This is a genomic window from uncultured Senegalimassilia sp. (assembly GCF_934636665.1).
Classification (GTDB): Bacteria; Actinomycetota; Coriobacteriia; order Coriobacteriales; family Eggerthellaceae; genus Senegalimassilia.
Genome location: NZ_CAKUAT010000007.1, coordinates 18,968 through 34,533, shown reverse-complemented (window position 1 = coordinate 34,533; position 15,566 = coordinate 18,968). Strand labels below are relative to the sequence as shown.

10 protein-coding genes are annotated in these 15,566 nt (G+C 65.1%); 3 read left to right on the top strand and 7 right to left on the bottom strand.

The window, feature by feature from the left end:
- Nucleotide 1: 1 nt before the first annotated feature.
- Genes Q0G75_RS04095 through Q0G75_RS04085 form a run of 3 tightly spaced genes read left to right on the top strand, consistent with a single transcriptional unit; the run spans nucleotide 2 to nucleotide 2,019 of the window.
- Complete coding sequence (locus Q0G75_RS04095; RefSeq protein ID WP_294414990.1) at nucleotides 2–430, top strand: hypothetical protein; 429 nt, start codon at nucleotides 2–4, stop codon at nucleotides 428–430.
- A 1-nt stretch (nucleotide 431) separates the two neighbouring features.
- On the top strand, nucleotides 432–914 hold the full coding sequence (locus Q0G75_RS04090) for a hypothetical protein (RefSeq protein ID WP_294414992.1): 483 nt from the start codon (nucleotides 432–434) through the stop codon (nucleotides 912–914).
- 31 nt (nucleotides 915–945) lie between these two features.
- Nucleotides 946–2,019 (top strand): type IV pilus twitching motility protein PilT, encoded by a 1,074-nt coding sequence (locus Q0G75_RS04085; RefSeq protein WP_294414994.1) that lies wholly within the window; start codon nucleotides 946–948, stop codon nucleotides 2,017–2,019.
- A 350-nt stretch (nucleotides 2,020–2,369) separates the two neighbouring features.
- Here Q0G75_RS04085 and groL read toward each other — a convergent pair whose 3' ends face one another.
- The 7 genes from groL to Q0G75_RS04050 form a co-directional block, all read right to left on the bottom strand.
- Nucleotides 2,370–4,004: a chaperonin GroEL gene (gene groL / locus Q0G75_RS04080; RefSeq protein ID WP_294414997.1), complete on the bottom strand. Its 1,635-nt coding sequence runs from the start codon at nucleotides 4,002–4,004 to the stop codon at nucleotides 2,370–2,372.
- A 90-nt stretch (nucleotides 4,005–4,094) separates the two neighbouring features.
- Entirely contained in the window at nucleotides 4,095–4,382 is a 288-nt protein-coding gene (locus tag Q0G75_RS04075; RefSeq protein WP_042432634.1) for a co-chaperone GroES, read from the bottom strand.
- Between the two features lie 255 nt (nucleotides 4,383–4,637).
- Nucleotides 4,638–5,354 (bottom strand): response regulator transcription factor, encoded by a 717-nt coding sequence (locus tag Q0G75_RS04070; RefSeq protein ID WP_294415000.1) that lies wholly within the window; start codon nucleotides 5,352–5,354, stop codon nucleotides 4,638–4,640.
- 3 nt (nucleotides 5,355–5,357) lie between these two features.
- Nucleotides 5,358–6,620, bottom strand: a complete 1,263-nt coding sequence (locus Q0G75_RS04065; RefSeq protein WP_294415001.1) for a histidine kinase — start codon at nucleotides 6,618–6,620, stop codon at nucleotides 5,358–5,360.
- Nucleotides 6,621–6,687: 67 nt separating this feature from the next.
- The gene (locus tag Q0G75_RS04060; protein WP_294415003.1) at nucleotides 6,688–8,166 is read right to left on the bottom strand and encodes an FAD-dependent oxidoreductase; all 1,479 of its coding nucleotides are present in this window, start codon (nucleotides 8,164–8,166) and stop codon (nucleotides 6,688–6,690) included.
- 177 nt (nucleotides 8,167–8,343) lie between these two features.
- Nucleotides 8,344–9,162 (bottom strand): NAD(+) synthase, encoded by an 819-nt coding sequence (gene nadE / locus Q0G75_RS04055; protein WP_294415007.1) that lies wholly within the window; start codon nucleotides 9,160–9,162, stop codon nucleotides 8,344–8,346.
- A gap of 374 nt (nucleotides 9,163–9,536) precedes the next feature.
- A complete protein-coding gene (locus tag Q0G75_RS04050; RefSeq protein WP_294415009.1) occupies nucleotides 9,537–15,563 on the bottom strand; it encodes a Cna B-type domain-containing protein in 6,027 nt (2,008 codons plus the stop codon).
- Between the last annotated feature and the right edge of the window lie 3 nt (nucleotides 15,564–15,566).

Genomic DNA, 15,566 nt, shown 5'->3' with positions numbered 1-15,566 from the left:
GATGACGAAGAACGAGCAGATCGAAGACGTCTCGAAGACCAAGGTCAACACGGCGTTCCTCATCGAGGCGCTGGTGCTTATGGCGGTGCTGATCGCGTCCATGGCCGTGTTCACGCAGCTGTTCGCGCACTCGGCGGTCGCAGCGCATCAGGCCGAGGAGCTGACAAGGGCTACGCTGCTGGCCCAGAACGCCGCCGAGGAGTTCTCCTCCGACCCTGCGGCCGTCGCCGCCGACAAGACGGTCGGCCAGGGCGTGGCCACCGGGATCGTATCCATCGTCGACGGCTCCGACGGCCTGACGGTCAGCTGCGACGTCGACTCTAACGCGCAGGGCCGGGGCACGCTGTACACGGCGCACATCACCGTGAGCGACGATTCCGGCGAAGTGTACGCGCTCGACGCGTCGCGATACGAAAGCGGGGTGAGATAGCATGGCAAGGCGAACCGGGGAAGGCGTGCGCATCGGCCCCATCACGCTGCTGACGCTGGTGTCCGTGCTGCTGCTGGCGGTGCTGGCCATGCTGTGCGTCACCACCACGCACGCAACCGAGGCCATGGCCCAGCGGCAAGCCGACGCGCTGTCGCAAACCTACGAGCTCGACGCCTTCGGCCAGGCGCTGCTCGCCCAGATAGACGAGCAAATCACCGAAAGCGGCTCGCCCGCAGCGGCCGCCGCGCTGGTCCAGCACCGCTCCGACAAGCTGCTGGAGAACGCCGCCGAGGCAAGCGGCGCCCACGACCTGCGGTCCTTCATCGACGTGGCGGGCACACAGGTCACGTTCACGGTCGTCGCGCAAGACGGCAAGGAGCTTGCCGCCACGGCAACCATCACCGCGAACGGCTATACCGTGGACGCCTGGAAGATGACTACCGCGCAAGAGCTTCCCGAGCAAGCTCTTCTTTCCACTAACTAACGACGAGAAGCAATAGCATAGGAGGATCGCCATGCAACTGAAAAGCCTACTCGAGAAGATGATAGAGGTGCACGCTTCGGACGTGTTCATCATCGCCGGCCTGCCTCTGGCGTACCAGGCAGGCGGATCGCATGTGCGCACGGACACGCCCCCGCTCACCCCGGCCGACACGCAGGAATACATCGAGACGGTCTACGAGCTGGCCGGGCGCGACCTGAGCCTGTTCACCGACAGCGTCAACCACGACGATGACTTCAGCTTCGCCGTCCCGAGCGTCGGCCGTTTCCGCGCCAACATCTTCCGCCAGCGCGGCTCCTATGGCGCCGTCATCCGCGTCATCCCCTTCGGGCTGCCCGACCCCGACGAGATGAACATCCCCGAGTCCGTCATGCGCCTGGCCGACCTGAACAGGGGCCTGGTGCTGGTGACGGGCCCCACCGGCTGCGGCAAGTCCACCACGCTGGCATGCATGCTCGACCGCATGAACCACAAGCGCACGGGCCATATCCTGACCATGGAGGACCCCATCGAGTTCGTGCATAAGCACGGCTCCTGCATCATCACGCAGCGCGAGATCCCCACCGACATCGCCAACTACTCCGAGGCGCTGCGCTCGGCCATGCGCGAAAGCCCCGACGTCATCCTGCTGGGTGAAATGCGCGACGCCGAGACCATCGGCACCGCCATCAACGCCGCCGAGATGACGCAGCTGGTGCTCTCCACGCTGCACACCACCAGCGCCGCCGACACCATCGAGCGCATGATCGACGCCTTCCCCGCCAGCCAGCAGCGCCAGATCCGCACCCAGCTGTCGCTCGTGCTGCAGGCCACGGTCAGCCAGATGCTCATCCCCGCGCTCGACGGCACCACCATCCCCGTGTTCGAGGTCATGCACATGAACACCGCCATCCGCAACCTCATCCGCGAGGAGAAGACCTACCAGATCGACTCCGTGATCGCCTCCAACGGCGCCTCCGGCATGCAGACCATGGACCAGTCGCTGTTCAACGCCGTGCGCGATGGCAAAGTGGCGAAGGACGTCGCGCTGCAGTACTCGCACCATCAGGAAGCCCTCCTGCGCCGTTTCCAGGCCGAAGGGCTGTAAAGGCCATCCGACCTCCTGCTAACCGCACACGAAGCCGCAAACGCCCTCCTGCAACCGCAGGAGGGCGTTTTTTGCTGCATTCCGGCAATCGAATAGTGGCGACGAGGGCGCCCAGCCGGGGAACCTAAGTAGGCGGTCCGAGCTTCCGATGCGAGCGTTTCGCCGGTCGTATCGCGATATGCCGGGCAAAAGCCGCGGCGGCTGCGCCCGGGACGCTCTTCGCCGCGATCGCGCCTAACACCGCAGGCACGCATAAGCAGGCTGTGACAGCCGCCACGCCTTCCCCCTCAAGACGTAAAAAGGGCCCGCCGAAGCGGGCCCTTTTGCTGCAAGGTTTATGAACCTGTTGCTTACATCATGCCGCCCATACCGGCTGCACCTGCGGCAGCAGCAGCGGCCGCCGGATCGGGATCCTTCGGGATCTCGTTGATGGTGCACTCAGTGATGAGGATCAGGGCAGCCACGGAAGCAGCGGACTGCAGAGCCGTGCGGGTGACCTTGACGGGGTCGTTGACGCCCATCTCGATCATCTTGCCGGTGGTGCCGTCGGCGAAGTTCACGCCCTCGCCCTTCTCCATGTGGCGGACCTTGTCGACCATGACGGAGCCCTCGAAGCCAGCGTTCTGGGCGATGGCGCGCATGGGGGCCTCCATGGCCTTGCGGATGATCTCCACGCCGACCTTCTCGTCGGGATCGGTGATCTCGAGCGTGTCCAGAGCCGGGATGGCGTTGATCAGAGCCACGCCGCCGCCTGCGACGATGCCCTCCTCGACAGCAGCGCGGGTAGCCTGCAGGGCGTCCTCGATGCGGGACTTCTTCTCCTTGAGCTCGGCCTCGGTGGCAGCGCCCACCTTCAGCACGGCCACGCCGCCGGACAGCTTGGCCAGGCGCTCCTGGAGCTTGTCACGGTCGAAGTCGGAGTCGACGCGCTCCAGCTCCTTCTTGATGTGGGTGATGCGGTCCTGGATGGCGGCCTTGTCGCCGGCGCCGTCCACGATCAGGGCACGGTCCTTGGTGACCTTGACGGTCTTGGCGGTGCCGAGCATCTCGATCTTGGCATCGGCCAGGGTCATGCCGAAGTCCTTGTCGATGACCTGCGCGCCGGTGACGGCGGCGATGTCCTCGAGGATGCGCTTGCGGCGGTCACCGAAGCCCGGGGCCTTGATGGCCACGGCGGTGAAGGTGCCGCGCAGCTTGTTCAGCAGGATGGTGGCCAGAGCCTCGCCCTCGACGTCCTCAGCCACGATGAACAGCGGACGACCGGTCTTCATGATCTGCTCCAGCAGCGGGACCATATCCTGGATGTTGGAGATCTTCTGATCGGTCAGCAGGATGTAGGGGTCGGAGAGGTTGGCTTCCATCTTCTCCATGTCGGTGGCCATGTAGGGGCTGATGTAGCCGCGCTCGTACTGCATGCCCTCGACGATGTCCATGTCCAGGCCGAAGGTCTGGGAATCCTCGACGGAGATGGCGCCGTCCTTGCCCACGGCGTCCATGGCCTCGGCAATCTTGGCGCCGATCACGGCGTCGCCAGCGGAGATGGTGCCGACGTTGGTGATCTGCTCGGTGGTGGAAACCGGGGTGGCGTCGGCCTTGATTGCCTCGACCACGGCGTCGGTCGCCTTCTGGATGCCGCGACGGATGCCCAGGGCGTCAGCACCGGCGGTGACGTTGCGCAGGCCCTCGGAGACGATCACGTCGGCCAGCAGCGTGGCGGTGGTGGTGCCGTCGCCGGCGACGTCGTTGGTCTTCACAGCGGCCTCGCGGATGAGCTGGGCGCCCATGTTCTCGACCGGATCCTCCAGCTCGACTTCCTTGGCGACGGTGACGCCGTCGTTGGTGATCAGCGGAGCGCCGAAGGACTTCTCAAGGGCGACGTAGCGACCCTTGGGGCCGAGCGTGACCTTGACGGCGTTTGCCAGCTTGTTGACGCCTGCGGCCAGAGCGCTGCGGGCATCAGCCTCGAACTTGATATCCTTAGCCATTCTAAAGCTTCCTTTCGAATGCGGCCCGCGCGCGGTTCCAAGATACCGGGCGCGGGCCCATGCTTACTTACGAGGTGAAACGATCGAAACTTATTCGAAGACGCCGTACAGATCGTCGGCACGCAGGATGAGCAGGTCCTCGCCGTCGACCTTGATCTCCTGGCCGCCGAACTTGCCGTAGACGACCTTGTCGCCGACCTTCACGGGAACGGGAACCAGGTTGCCGTCCTTATCGGGCTTGCCAGCGCCGACTGCCAGAACGACGCCGCTCTGAGGCTTTTCCTTGGCCTCGGATGCGATGAACAGACCGGAAGCCGTGGTCTCCTCAGCTTCGTCGGCCTTCACGATAACGCGGTCGCCCAGGGGTTTCAGATTCATAACGCTGCCTTCCTTTCGCATCGATTACGCGAGATTGGTTTCGCATACCCGTTATTTAACCACTCTGTCTTTCTGAGTGCTAGCACTCTTTGGTAACGAGTGCTAAACACATTGCCTACTATAGCAGCCGACCGTCCGATTGCAAGTGGATTACGGTGATTTATAGCGCGCTCCGAAAAGTTCTTGTGCAAGCGTATAAGACAGAAGGAGCGTCGGCGGCCGATAGCCGCCGGCACTCCCCCTTTCGCCAGCTATTCATGCCACGCCGGGCTTCACCAAACCGCTCTCGTAGGCGCGCACCACCAGCTGCGCGCGGTCGTGCGCGTCGAGCTTGGCCATGATGCGCGCGAGGTGCGTTTTGACCGTTGCGGGGCTGATGAACAGGCGCTCGCCGATCTGGTCGTTGTTCAGTCCGCGCGCCACCAGGGTGAGGATCTCGCGCTCGCGGTCGGTCAGCTGGTCGATGCCGCGCGCCGCGGCGCCCGCGGGCACGCCCGGACGCGCCGCCACGAACGTCTCGATGAGCCGGCGCGTGATGGACGGCTCGATAAGCGCCTCGCCTGCCGCCACCACGCGCACCGCCGACGCGATCTCGTCGGGCTCGGCGTCCTTGAGAAGGAAGCCGCCGGCGCCCGCCGACAGCGCGTCGTAGACGTATTCGTCCAGGTCGAACGTGGTGAGGATGAGCACCTGCACGTCCGCGAGCGCGGCGTTGGAGCGGATGGCGCGCGTGGCGTCGATGCCGTTGACGCGCGGCATGCGGATGTCCATGAGCACCACGTCGGGACGCAGGCGCTCGGCGAGCTGCACCGCCTGCTCGCCATCGCGCGCCTCGCCCACCACCTCGATGCCGTCGTAGGACGACAAGATCATGCGGAAGCCGCTGCGCACCAGGTCCTGGTCGTCGGCCACCAGCACGCGCACGGGGCTCTGCGCTCCCGCCGCGCCCTCGCCGTTGAGCGTCTGCTCCATTCGCTATGCCTCCGTTCCGCGAAGCGGGATGCTTGCGCGTACGCAAAACCCGCCGTTTTCGCCATCGCCCGCAGAGAACGAGCCGCCGAGCACGTGGACGCGCTCGGCCATGCCCGCAACGCCGTGGCCCGCGCCGTCTGCCGCCCGCGGCAGCTGCGGCGCGGCCATGTCGGCCGGCTGCACCGCAACGCCGCAGCCGGCGCCATCGTCGATCACCGAGAGCATGGCCTCGCCGCCTTCCACCGCGAACCGCAGCGACACGCGCTGCGCCTGCGCATGCCGAACCGCGTTCGTGCATGCCTCGCGCGCCACGGTGAACAGCGCCATGTCGATATGCGCGGGCACGCGCGCGCGGTCGTACGCCGTCATGTCGAGCGTCACATCCAGGCCTGCGCCACGCAGATAAGACTCCAGCTCGCCCACCTGGTTCGTTCCCGCAGCGGGCATGGTCTCGGCGGCGTCATCACCGTGGCGCAGCACGCCGATCATCGAACGGATGTCATCGAGCGCGGCCTTCGCCGTGGCACGGGCCGTGGATACGGCCTCCTTCGCCATCTGGGGGTCGCGCTCCACCAACCGCTCGGCCGCGGCAAGCTGGATGCTCACCGCCGAGAGCGAATGCGCCGTGATGTCGTGCACCTCGCGGGCGATGCGCACGCGCTCCTCCTCCACGCGGCGGGCGGCCTCCTCCTCGCGCGTACGCTCGGCCTCGACGGCGCGCTGCTCCACCTCGTGCACGTACGCGGCGTGCGTGCGGTAGGCGTAGCCGGCGAGCACCGCCGCCACCATGAGCGCGATGTTCTGGAAGCGTGTGAAGAACACCATACTGGCGGCCTGCATGGGCGCGCCGGCGAACAGCAGCGACAGCACCGCCGCCGCGCCGCATGCGACGCCGGGCACGGTACCGCATTCCGCCGCAACGGTATAGAGCGCCACCAGCGGCCCGACCACCGTCATGGAGAAGCCCGAGAACCTGACCTGCAGGCCCAGGAAGATGACCAGGCACGCGGCGAACACGGGCAGCGGGAAGCGGCGGCGCAGCACAAGCGGCACCACCGTCATGCCCAGGCCCACGAACACCTGCAGGTCGGGCACCACGTTGACCACGCCGAGATATTGGCGAAGCGCCAAGTCGGGAATGATGATGGACGACGCGGTGAGCATAAGCTGCAGGCAGCCTACGGCGAACGCTGCCAGCGCCACCACAGCATCTACCAGCCAGTCACGCGTCGTCATGTCGCGATATGTCATAAGAAGGTTATCCATGCCGTCCATGGTATCCCGAGCGCGCCGAGCGCGCCATACGCCGCCCGGGGTAATCACGCGGACGCGGTTACGCCGCTCCCAGGTCCTCGGTCACGGCTTTGCCGGCGAGGATGCCGAAGGCTCCGTTGGTGGTCAGGCTCTCGCCGCCGCCCTGCGCGGCGGCGCCGCAGCAGTACACGCCCGCGATGGCCTTGCCGTTGGCGTCGAGCAGGCGCCCGCCGCCGTCCACCACCGCGCCGCCGCGGGTGCGGAAGCGCACGGGGAACTGCTTGAGCGCGTAATACGGCGGCTTGAGGTTCTCCAAAAACTGCTTACGCCCGAAATCGGAGTCCTTGCCCGCCTCGACCATGCTGGAGAAGCGGTCGACGGTCTTGCCCAGCACGTCCTCGGACACGCCCATGCCCGACGCCAGCTGCTCCACCGTGTCGCACGGCCCGACCAGGCGCGACGCGTTCTTCGCCGTCACCTGCGCCGCGCTGCGCGCCTGCCCGCTCTCCGAGATGCCGCTATCGAAAATGGTCCAGAAATAGCCGCGTTCCTGGGTGAAGCACGCCGCGCACAGGTCGCGCATGTAGTCCTCGTTGCCGAAGCGGTTGCCCTGCGCGTCCACCACGAGCGTGGGCGCGAACATGCCCCACGCGGCCGCCTGCGGAAGATCGCTGATCACCGAAGGGGTCACGCTCATGTCGCTGAGCTGCGCACCGAGCGCCTGGCACAGCTTGTGGCCCTCCCCCATGGACGCGGCGGTGTAGCAGCCGATGCGTTCCCACGCCGACAGATACTCGCGCACGAGCGACTGGTTGCTGGCAAACCCGCCCGTGGCAACCACCACGGCGCGCGCATGCACGTCGACCACGCCGGACTGGTCCTTCTTGCTGGTGGAGAAGCGCACGCCGCACACCTTGCCCGCCTCGTCCAGGATGAACCCGGTGGCGCGGTAGCCGGTGGAGAACTGCACGCCCTTCGCCGCCAGCTTGTCGCGCAGCGGCATCATGATGCTCTCCGTGTCGCCGATGCCGTTTTTCGGGAGCACGCGGCGGCGGTTCGCCTCGTTGGCGGAATAGCTTGCGGGGTCGGCGAACTGCGCGCCGTACGAGCTTTTCATGCGGTCGACCCACTCGGGCGCCGCGTAGAACAGGCGCTTCGCGAAATCAAGATCGGTCACGCCGGCGTTCTTCAGCTGTTCCTTGCGCTCGGGCCACACATCGTCGCAGGTCTCGGTGATGCCCGCGTCCTTCTGCAGCTGGCTGCCGCACACCTCCATGACGGCGTTGGACTCGTAGCTTTCGCCGCCCAGCACATCGAGTTTCTCGGCCACCATGACCGTCAGCCCCGCCTCGGAGGGGTCCATGGCAGCCGAAAGACCCGCCATGCCGCTGCCCAGGATGAGCACGTCCACCGACGTGGAGAACGACACCTGGGGCTGGCCGAGCACGCCAGTCCCGTCCGCCGAGGGGATCACAGTGGAGCTGCACGACGACAGCAGGGGCACGGCGGCGAAGGCGGCGCTGGCACCGACCAGCTTGAAGAAATCGCGGCGTTTCATGTAGGGCATGCTCTTTCACTAGATGGCGAAGGGACGGTGCCCGCCGCCGTGCAACCGGCAGTGGGCACCGTCCCCCATTTCGATATCGCAGCCATGGTAACGCACACGCTGCGCACGCGGCCGGCGGTTCGGCGCGCGTCACATCTTCTCGATATGCGGGGCGCCGCGGGCGCTTCCCTATTCGTAGAACTTGGTGTCGGGATACGGCGGCTCGAGGGCGCGCTTGAAGGCCTGCGAGCGCACCTTCGCCAGCACGCGCTCGACGTCGGCGCGGTTGAAGCCGGCCTCCACCAGGCCATCCTCGCTGACGCCGTGCTCGAAATGCGCGATGAGCATGCGGTCGAGCGTGGGGTAGTCAATGCCCATGGACTTCTCGTCCTCCTGGCCGGGCGCCAGCTCGGCGCTGGGCGGCTTGACCAGCACGTGCTCGGGGATGGGCGGCACCTGGCCGTCGCGCTCGGCACGCTCGTTGCGCCAACGCGCGATGGCGTACACGTCGGTCTTGTACAGGCCGCCGATGGGGGCGAACGCGCCGGCCGTGTCGCCGTAGAGCGTGGAGTAGCCCATCATGGATTCGCTGCGGTTGCCCGTGTTCACGAGCATCCAGTCGTTGGCGTTGGAAAGCGCCATGAGCACCACGGTACGGCAGCGCGCCTGCGTGTTCTCCGACGCCGTGCCCGAAAGCTTGCCGCAGCCCGAGCGGCGCAGCACCGCCTCGAACGCCTCGAACGGCTCGCAAATGGACACGACGTGCGTCTCGATGCCCAGGTTGTCCGCCAGCTCGCGTGCATCGTCCAGGGAATGCTCCGTGGAATAAGGGCCGGGAAGCATGACGCCGTGCACGTGTTCGGGACCGAACACGTCGGCGCACATGACGGCGATGACGCTTGAGTCTATACCGCCGGAAAGCCCCACCACCATGTCGGTGAAGCCGGCGCCCTCCGCATAGGCTCGCAGCGCGTCCGCGCACGCCTTGTACATATCGTTCGCTCGCATAAAGCTGTCCTTTCAGCACAAGCGGGATTCCTTCGCATATGAGTATGCCCAAGCAGTGTTTCCAGGTGATTGCCAGCACGCAACAGCTTGGCAACCGGTCGAATCCCACGACCAGCGAACCCGAGACGGCGCGAAGGCGGGCATCCCGCGGGCTGCGAAACGTGAACAGGGGACGGAGGTGCGCTCACGGTTGACCTTCGCGCTTCTGGCGACGAATCGTGAACACACCTCCGTCCCCTGTTCACCCCGTTCACGCGTCCACCCCTCCCTGCACGCAAAAAGCGGCGCGCCCCGGAGGACGCGCCGCTTCATGAAACCTTGCTTGCCGGCCGCAATGCCTGCTGCTGCCGCTTAGGACCCGTCGGGCCCGGCCGTTAGCGCTTGCGGCGCTTCGCCGCTGCGATGCTGGCGATCGCTGCTGCCGCCAGGGCGATCACAGCTACGACGGCCAGCGGCGCTACGGGCAGCTGGTCGCCCGTTTGCGAAAGCTTGCCTGCGGTCTTGCCCTCCTCGCGCTGGACCTGCTTCTTCTCCACGATTTCCTTGTTCGTGTAGTCCACCAGGGTCAGCTGGCTGCCGGAGGCGTAGGAGTTCAGGACGTTCTCGCCCCATGCGCCATCGATGAGCTGGACGGCGCCGCGCTCGTCGAGCATGAAGGTGACGTCGCCGGCCTTCGCAAAGCCCTCGGGCACCTCTGCCTCGTAGAGCACGTAGGGCGTGTTGGCCTTCAGGCCAGTAAACACCTGGCCTGCGCCGGTGCTGGCCCATTCCTTGATGGGGTCGGTGCCGTCGGCCAGGCGCACGCCCAGCTTCGCGCCGGCCAGGCCGGTGCACGCGGAGTTCACCTTCGCGACGGTTATCTCGAGAGCCGTGTCGGTAACGGGCTTGGCGCCGTCGCCGAACTCGATGACGGTGCCGGCATCGTAGAACTTGCCCTTGCTCTTGTCATCATAAGTCAGCTGATACTTGCTCTCGGCGCCCGTTCCCACGCGATTGATGCGGAAACTCTGCGTGGGCGTATCGGAAAACGCATAGCCCTGCGGCGCGGAGATCTCGGCGAACCAGTAGTCGACGCCCTCCGAGATGACCTCGGCGCTGCCGGCGCCCGTCAGGAAGGTCATGTGGCCGTCCTTGTCGCTGGTCGCCTTCGACACCAACACGTCGCCGGAATCGCTCGCGCGATATAGCCCGTAGACCGCGCCCGGCAGCGTCTTGCCCGCATCAGCTGCATCGACCTTCGTCAGGCCCAGCTGAATGGGCTTGACGTGGTTGGTGATGGTGGGATGCACGGTCGAATCGCTCATCGCGTCGATCGACGTGCCCACCGTGTCGTCCTTGTCCTTGTAGCACACGTAATGCATGTCGGTCGCCTTCAGAGCGCCGTCGACCTCATCCACGGTCACCACGAACTCGATGCGCTCGGTGGAGTACTCGACCGTCGGGTCGGCACTTCCCGGAAGCTCCTGCACCATATAGGTGAACGTTCCCGTATTCGTGAACCTCAGGCAGGAAGGCTCCATACCCGGCGCCGCCTGGTTGTTCGCGGCGTCGAAGTCGATCATGCCCAGTGCGTCGTTGGTTGCCTGGGACACAACGGCGCCCGTCTGGTCGTCGATCAGCTGGAAGGTGAACTCGCCGCTCTGCAGCGCGCGCCCCACCATCTCCTTCGTGATCTTCGGGTCCACGTAGCACACCTTGTCGGCTTCGGGGGCCGGCGCGGAGATGGAGCGCACCGAGTAGCCGCTCAGCGCAAACTCGGCTTCCTCGACCTCATGCGTGTTGACCATCGTGAACGAATAGGTGCCGTCGCCGTTGTCGATGCCGGACACCGCGGACGTGTAGCCCTCGGGAACCTCGGCCTCGCGCACGGTGTACTTGACGGCCTTGCCGTCCGCGTTGGCGGTCAGGCCCGTCCAGCCGGCGGCCCAGCCGTTCGATTCATCGAGCACCTTGTTCTCAGCGCCCTCGACCGGCACCGTCTGCCCGCCGGCGTTCACGTAGCACAGCTGCGCCGTCACCGAAGCGGGACGCAGGTTGTCGACGTCATCTTGGTCGTTCCACACCTTCGACACATTGATATCGACCGTCTTCAGCTCATGGGTATTGGTCAGCGTGAAGGAATAGGCGCCGTCCACCATGCCGCCGGAAACCGTTGCCGTGTAGCCCTCGGGCACGTTCGCCTCCTGCACGGTGTAGGAGGTCTCGTTGCCGTCGGCATCGCTCACCGCAAGGTCGTCCCAGGTAAACGCCCAGTTATTGGCCTCGGAAAGCTCCACCGACTTGCCAGGGACCGCAACCTGGTTGCCCTGCGCGTCGACCTGGTACAGCTGCGCCGTCACGGAATCCGGGCGCATGTTGTCGGCGTTGCCGCCGTCGGCCCACACCTTCGCCACGCTGACGCTCGTGCGCTTCTCGGCGGTGTTCGTAAGAGTGAACGAATAGGTGCCGTCGGCCGCCTTCGTCACGCTCGACGTGTAGCCGGCGGGCACGTCGGCCTCCTGCACGGAGTACTCCACGTCGCGGCCGGCGTCCTTCGCGGGCAGGTTGTCCCACGAGGCTGCCCAGCCATGGGCCTCATCAAGCGTTGCCGCATAGCCGGCCATGACGCTCGTCTGACCCGCGACCGTTCGATACAGCTGCGCGGTGACGGCCGGATGCACGCCGGACTGCGGATTGCCCGCGGAATCCTTCCATTCCTTATGCGCGCTCACCGAAGTAGTCGCCGTGGTGTGCGCGTTCACCAGGGTGAAGCCGTCGGCGGCGCTGCCCATCACCGAGGAGGTATAGCCCTCGGGAATGTTGGTTTCCGCGACCGTGTACTCGATGGCCTTGCCGTTGGCGATAGTGGGCAGGTCGGTCCACTGATGGGCCCACGCGTTCTGGGCGCTCAGCTTCGCCTCGGCCACAACTTCGCCGTTAGCCAGCAGCTGCGCAGTCACCTCGGCGGGGCGCAGGCCGTCCTGGTCGTTGCCGTCATCCCAGACCTTCTTCACGCCGATGGCCGTGGTCTTGACCGTGTGCGAGTTAGTGATGGTGAAGCCGAAAGAGGCGTTGCCCTTCACCGAGGAGGTATAACCCTCGGGGACATCAACCTCGGCGACCGTGTATTTGATGGCCTTGCCGTCGGCCAGCTTAGGCAGGTCGCCCCATGCGTGCTTCCACTCGTTGGCGGTGCTCAGCTCGACGGGCTGGCCCGCTACCTTGCCGTCGGCAAACAGCTGCACCCGCACCGACGCGGGACGCAGGCCGTCGGCGTTGTCGGCGTCGTCCCAGACCTTCTGCACGCTGACGGCGGTATTCTCGGTCTCGTGCTTGTTCGTCAGCTGATACGAGAACGCGCCCTTCTCGCCGGCGTTCTCGGACGCCTCGCAGGTGTAGCCCTTAGGCACGTCGATCTCGGCGACCGCGTACTCGACGTCCTTGCCGTCCTTTTTCGCGTCAAGGCCGGTCCACTCGTAGCTCCATTCGTCGGCCGCGTTCAGCTCGACCGGACCGCCCGCCGCCACGCCGTCGGCGTACAGCTGCACCTTCACCGATGCAGGGCGCAGGCCATCCTGGTCGTTAGAGTCGTCCCAGGCCTTCGCCACCTTCACTGAGGTCTTGCCCACCTCGTGCGTGTTCGTCAGCTTGTACGAGAACGCGCCGCTCTCGCCGGCGTTCTCGGAGATCGCGCAGGTGTAGCCCGCGGGAACGTCCGCTTCCTTGACAGTGTAGGCGATCTGCTTGCCGTCCTCGTTCGCCGGCAGGTCGGTCCAGCTTCCCTTCCAACTGTTGTCAGCGTTCAGGGTGATCTTGTAGCCGTTCATGGCGACGGCTACGCCGCCGTCGACGGAGCGATACAGCTGCACCTGGACGGAATCGGGGCGCAGGCCGTCCTGATCGTTGCCGTCGACCCATTCCTTGCTCACGGACACGGAGGTCTTCGCCTGCGCATGCTTGTTGGCCAGCGTGTAGGAGAACGTCCCGTTCTCCTTCGCCAAGCCGCCGGTCACGACGGACGCGTAGCCCTCGGGAACATTCGCCTCGCGCACGGTGTAGACGATGTCCTTGCCGCCGGCCTTCTTCGCCAGGTTGTCCCACGTGAAGGTCCAGTTGTTCTCCGCGTTCAGCGTGACGGTCTTGCCCGTTGCCGCGCCGTCGGCCAAAAGCTCAACCTCGACGGAATCAGGGCGCAGGCCATCGGCGTTCTCGGCGTCGTCCCATACCTTGGTCACGCCGACCTGCGTGGCTTCAACGGCGTGCGTGTTCGTCAGCGTGAAGGCGTAGTTGCCGCTCTCATCCACGGCGGTTTCGACCAAACCCGTGTAGCCGTCGACCTTCGCCTCGCTGATCGAGTACGTGTACTTGCCGCTCTTGCCGTAGACCGGCTGCTTTTCCAGCGTTGCGGTCCAGTTGTTCTCGGCGGAAAGTTTCAGAGTCGCCACGATGGTCTTGGTGGTGGTACTGCCCTCGGAGCGCAGCACGTCTACAGACACCTGCTCGGGGCGCACGCCGTCCTGGTTGCCGGCGTCATCCCACACCTTGGAAACGCTCAGGTTCACCACCGACGGGGCGTGCGAGTTCCTCAGCGTGTACATGTAGCTCACGTTGCCGTTGGAATCCGTGCTAGAGGAACCTTCAACGGTGCCCTTGTACCCGCTAACCGCATCTTCCACAACGGTATACATATATTGGTTGCCATTCGCGTCCGTGGTGGGCAGCCCGCTTACGCTTGCTTGCCACCGGTTCTCGGCGTTCAGCGTGATCGAGTCGCCGACCTGCTCGGGCGTGCCGCCCTCGATGCTACGCATAACGCGAGCCGTCACGGAGTCAGGGCGCACCTGATCGATGTTGTCATTGTCGTCCCATACCTTGGCGATGGAAATCTCCACCTCGGGCTTATGCTTGTTCACGATGGTGAAGCCCGCAGCCGCGCTGCCGGTCACGGTCGAATCATAGCCCGCGACCTGCGTGAGCTCCTTCACCGTATATTCGATGGCCTTGCCGGACTCATCGTTCACCGGCAGGTCGGTCCACTGGTGGCTCCAGTTGTTGTCGGCGCTCAGCGTCACCGGATCACCCGATGCCTTACCGTTCGCATACAGCTGCGCCTGCACGCCGTTATGGCTGATGGAGGTCTCGGCGTTACCCTTCGAGTCGAGCCACGTCTTGTTCACGGAAACGGAGGTGGTGGCAGGCTTGCCATCATCGAACTTGCCGTGGAAGGGGCGGGTGTGCGTCTCGCCGGACACGTTAATGTTCTCGCCGATGAACGTGCCGCACGAGTTACCCTTCAGATTGATGGTTGCGCCGGGCGCCAGGATGGAGCTGACCACGCCCGTTGCGGTGACGGACTTAGCGTTCGTGAAGTTCCACAGCACGTAGCCCGTATCGGCGTCGTTCTCGCCAAGACCGGCGTTCTGGCCGTTGCCGGCATCAAGCCACACCTGATCGGGGATGGGAGCATCGGCGTTGCCGCAGTCCACGTTGATAACCAGCGCAGCAGAACCGTCAAGCGGCAGGCCCTTGATATAGATGGGGTTGCCATTGCTCGTCAGCTCGGAAAGCGGCAGGGTCAGATACGCGCAGCCCTTGCCCTGCGTGTACGTGATGGTCTTGCGGTTCTGGTCCTTGAAATCGAACGTTGCCCCGGCGGTTTTGTGCGCCGCAAGGGAGCTCGACAGCTGCGAGGTTTCAGCCTTCACGGCGCTCATGTCGATGAACGGCGCAGTTGCAGTATCCAAGTCCTGCGCCACGGTGCGCGGGAACTGCACTTCGGTGCCCGACGTCTTCGTGTTGGCGTAGTTGATTACCTGGTTGTTGTTCGTGGTCTTCGCAAACAGGTTGAACGTGGAAGTGTTGCCGCCGAACACGATCGCCTGATCGGAGTAAGACTGTTCGGCGAAACGGGGGCAGGTGCTCTGGTAGTCCTGGATATAGCTCAACGTGGAATGACCGTAAATCTTAAGGAACTCGGGCTTGATGCCGAAGTCCTGCAAGCCATACACATGGTTCGCCAGGATGTTGCCATAAATGTGGCTGCTTGAGTTCAGGGTATTGAACGCCACCAGGTGGAAGCTGCCGGCGATGCCTAGCGCATTGCCCGAGCCATCCTTGCCCGTGTCGCGGTACGCATTCCACACGCTGGACGTGAACCCGTTCGACGAATCGATGGTGGTGAAGTTCACGTCGCCGTTGTACCAATACGTGCCCGAAGGCAGCTGACTGCTTCCGCCCTCGCCGGCGGTGGCCGTGGACACCTTCGTCAGCGGCGACAGGCCCACCACCAGGATGGCGGACATCACAATGGACAGCGCCTTGCTCGACAGCGAGCGAACGCCCGCGCGCATGCGGCGCGCGCGGGTCTTCATGTTCGTATGCTCTACCGCGTGGCGGTTCATCTCTTCGTTCCTTGCCTTCATATC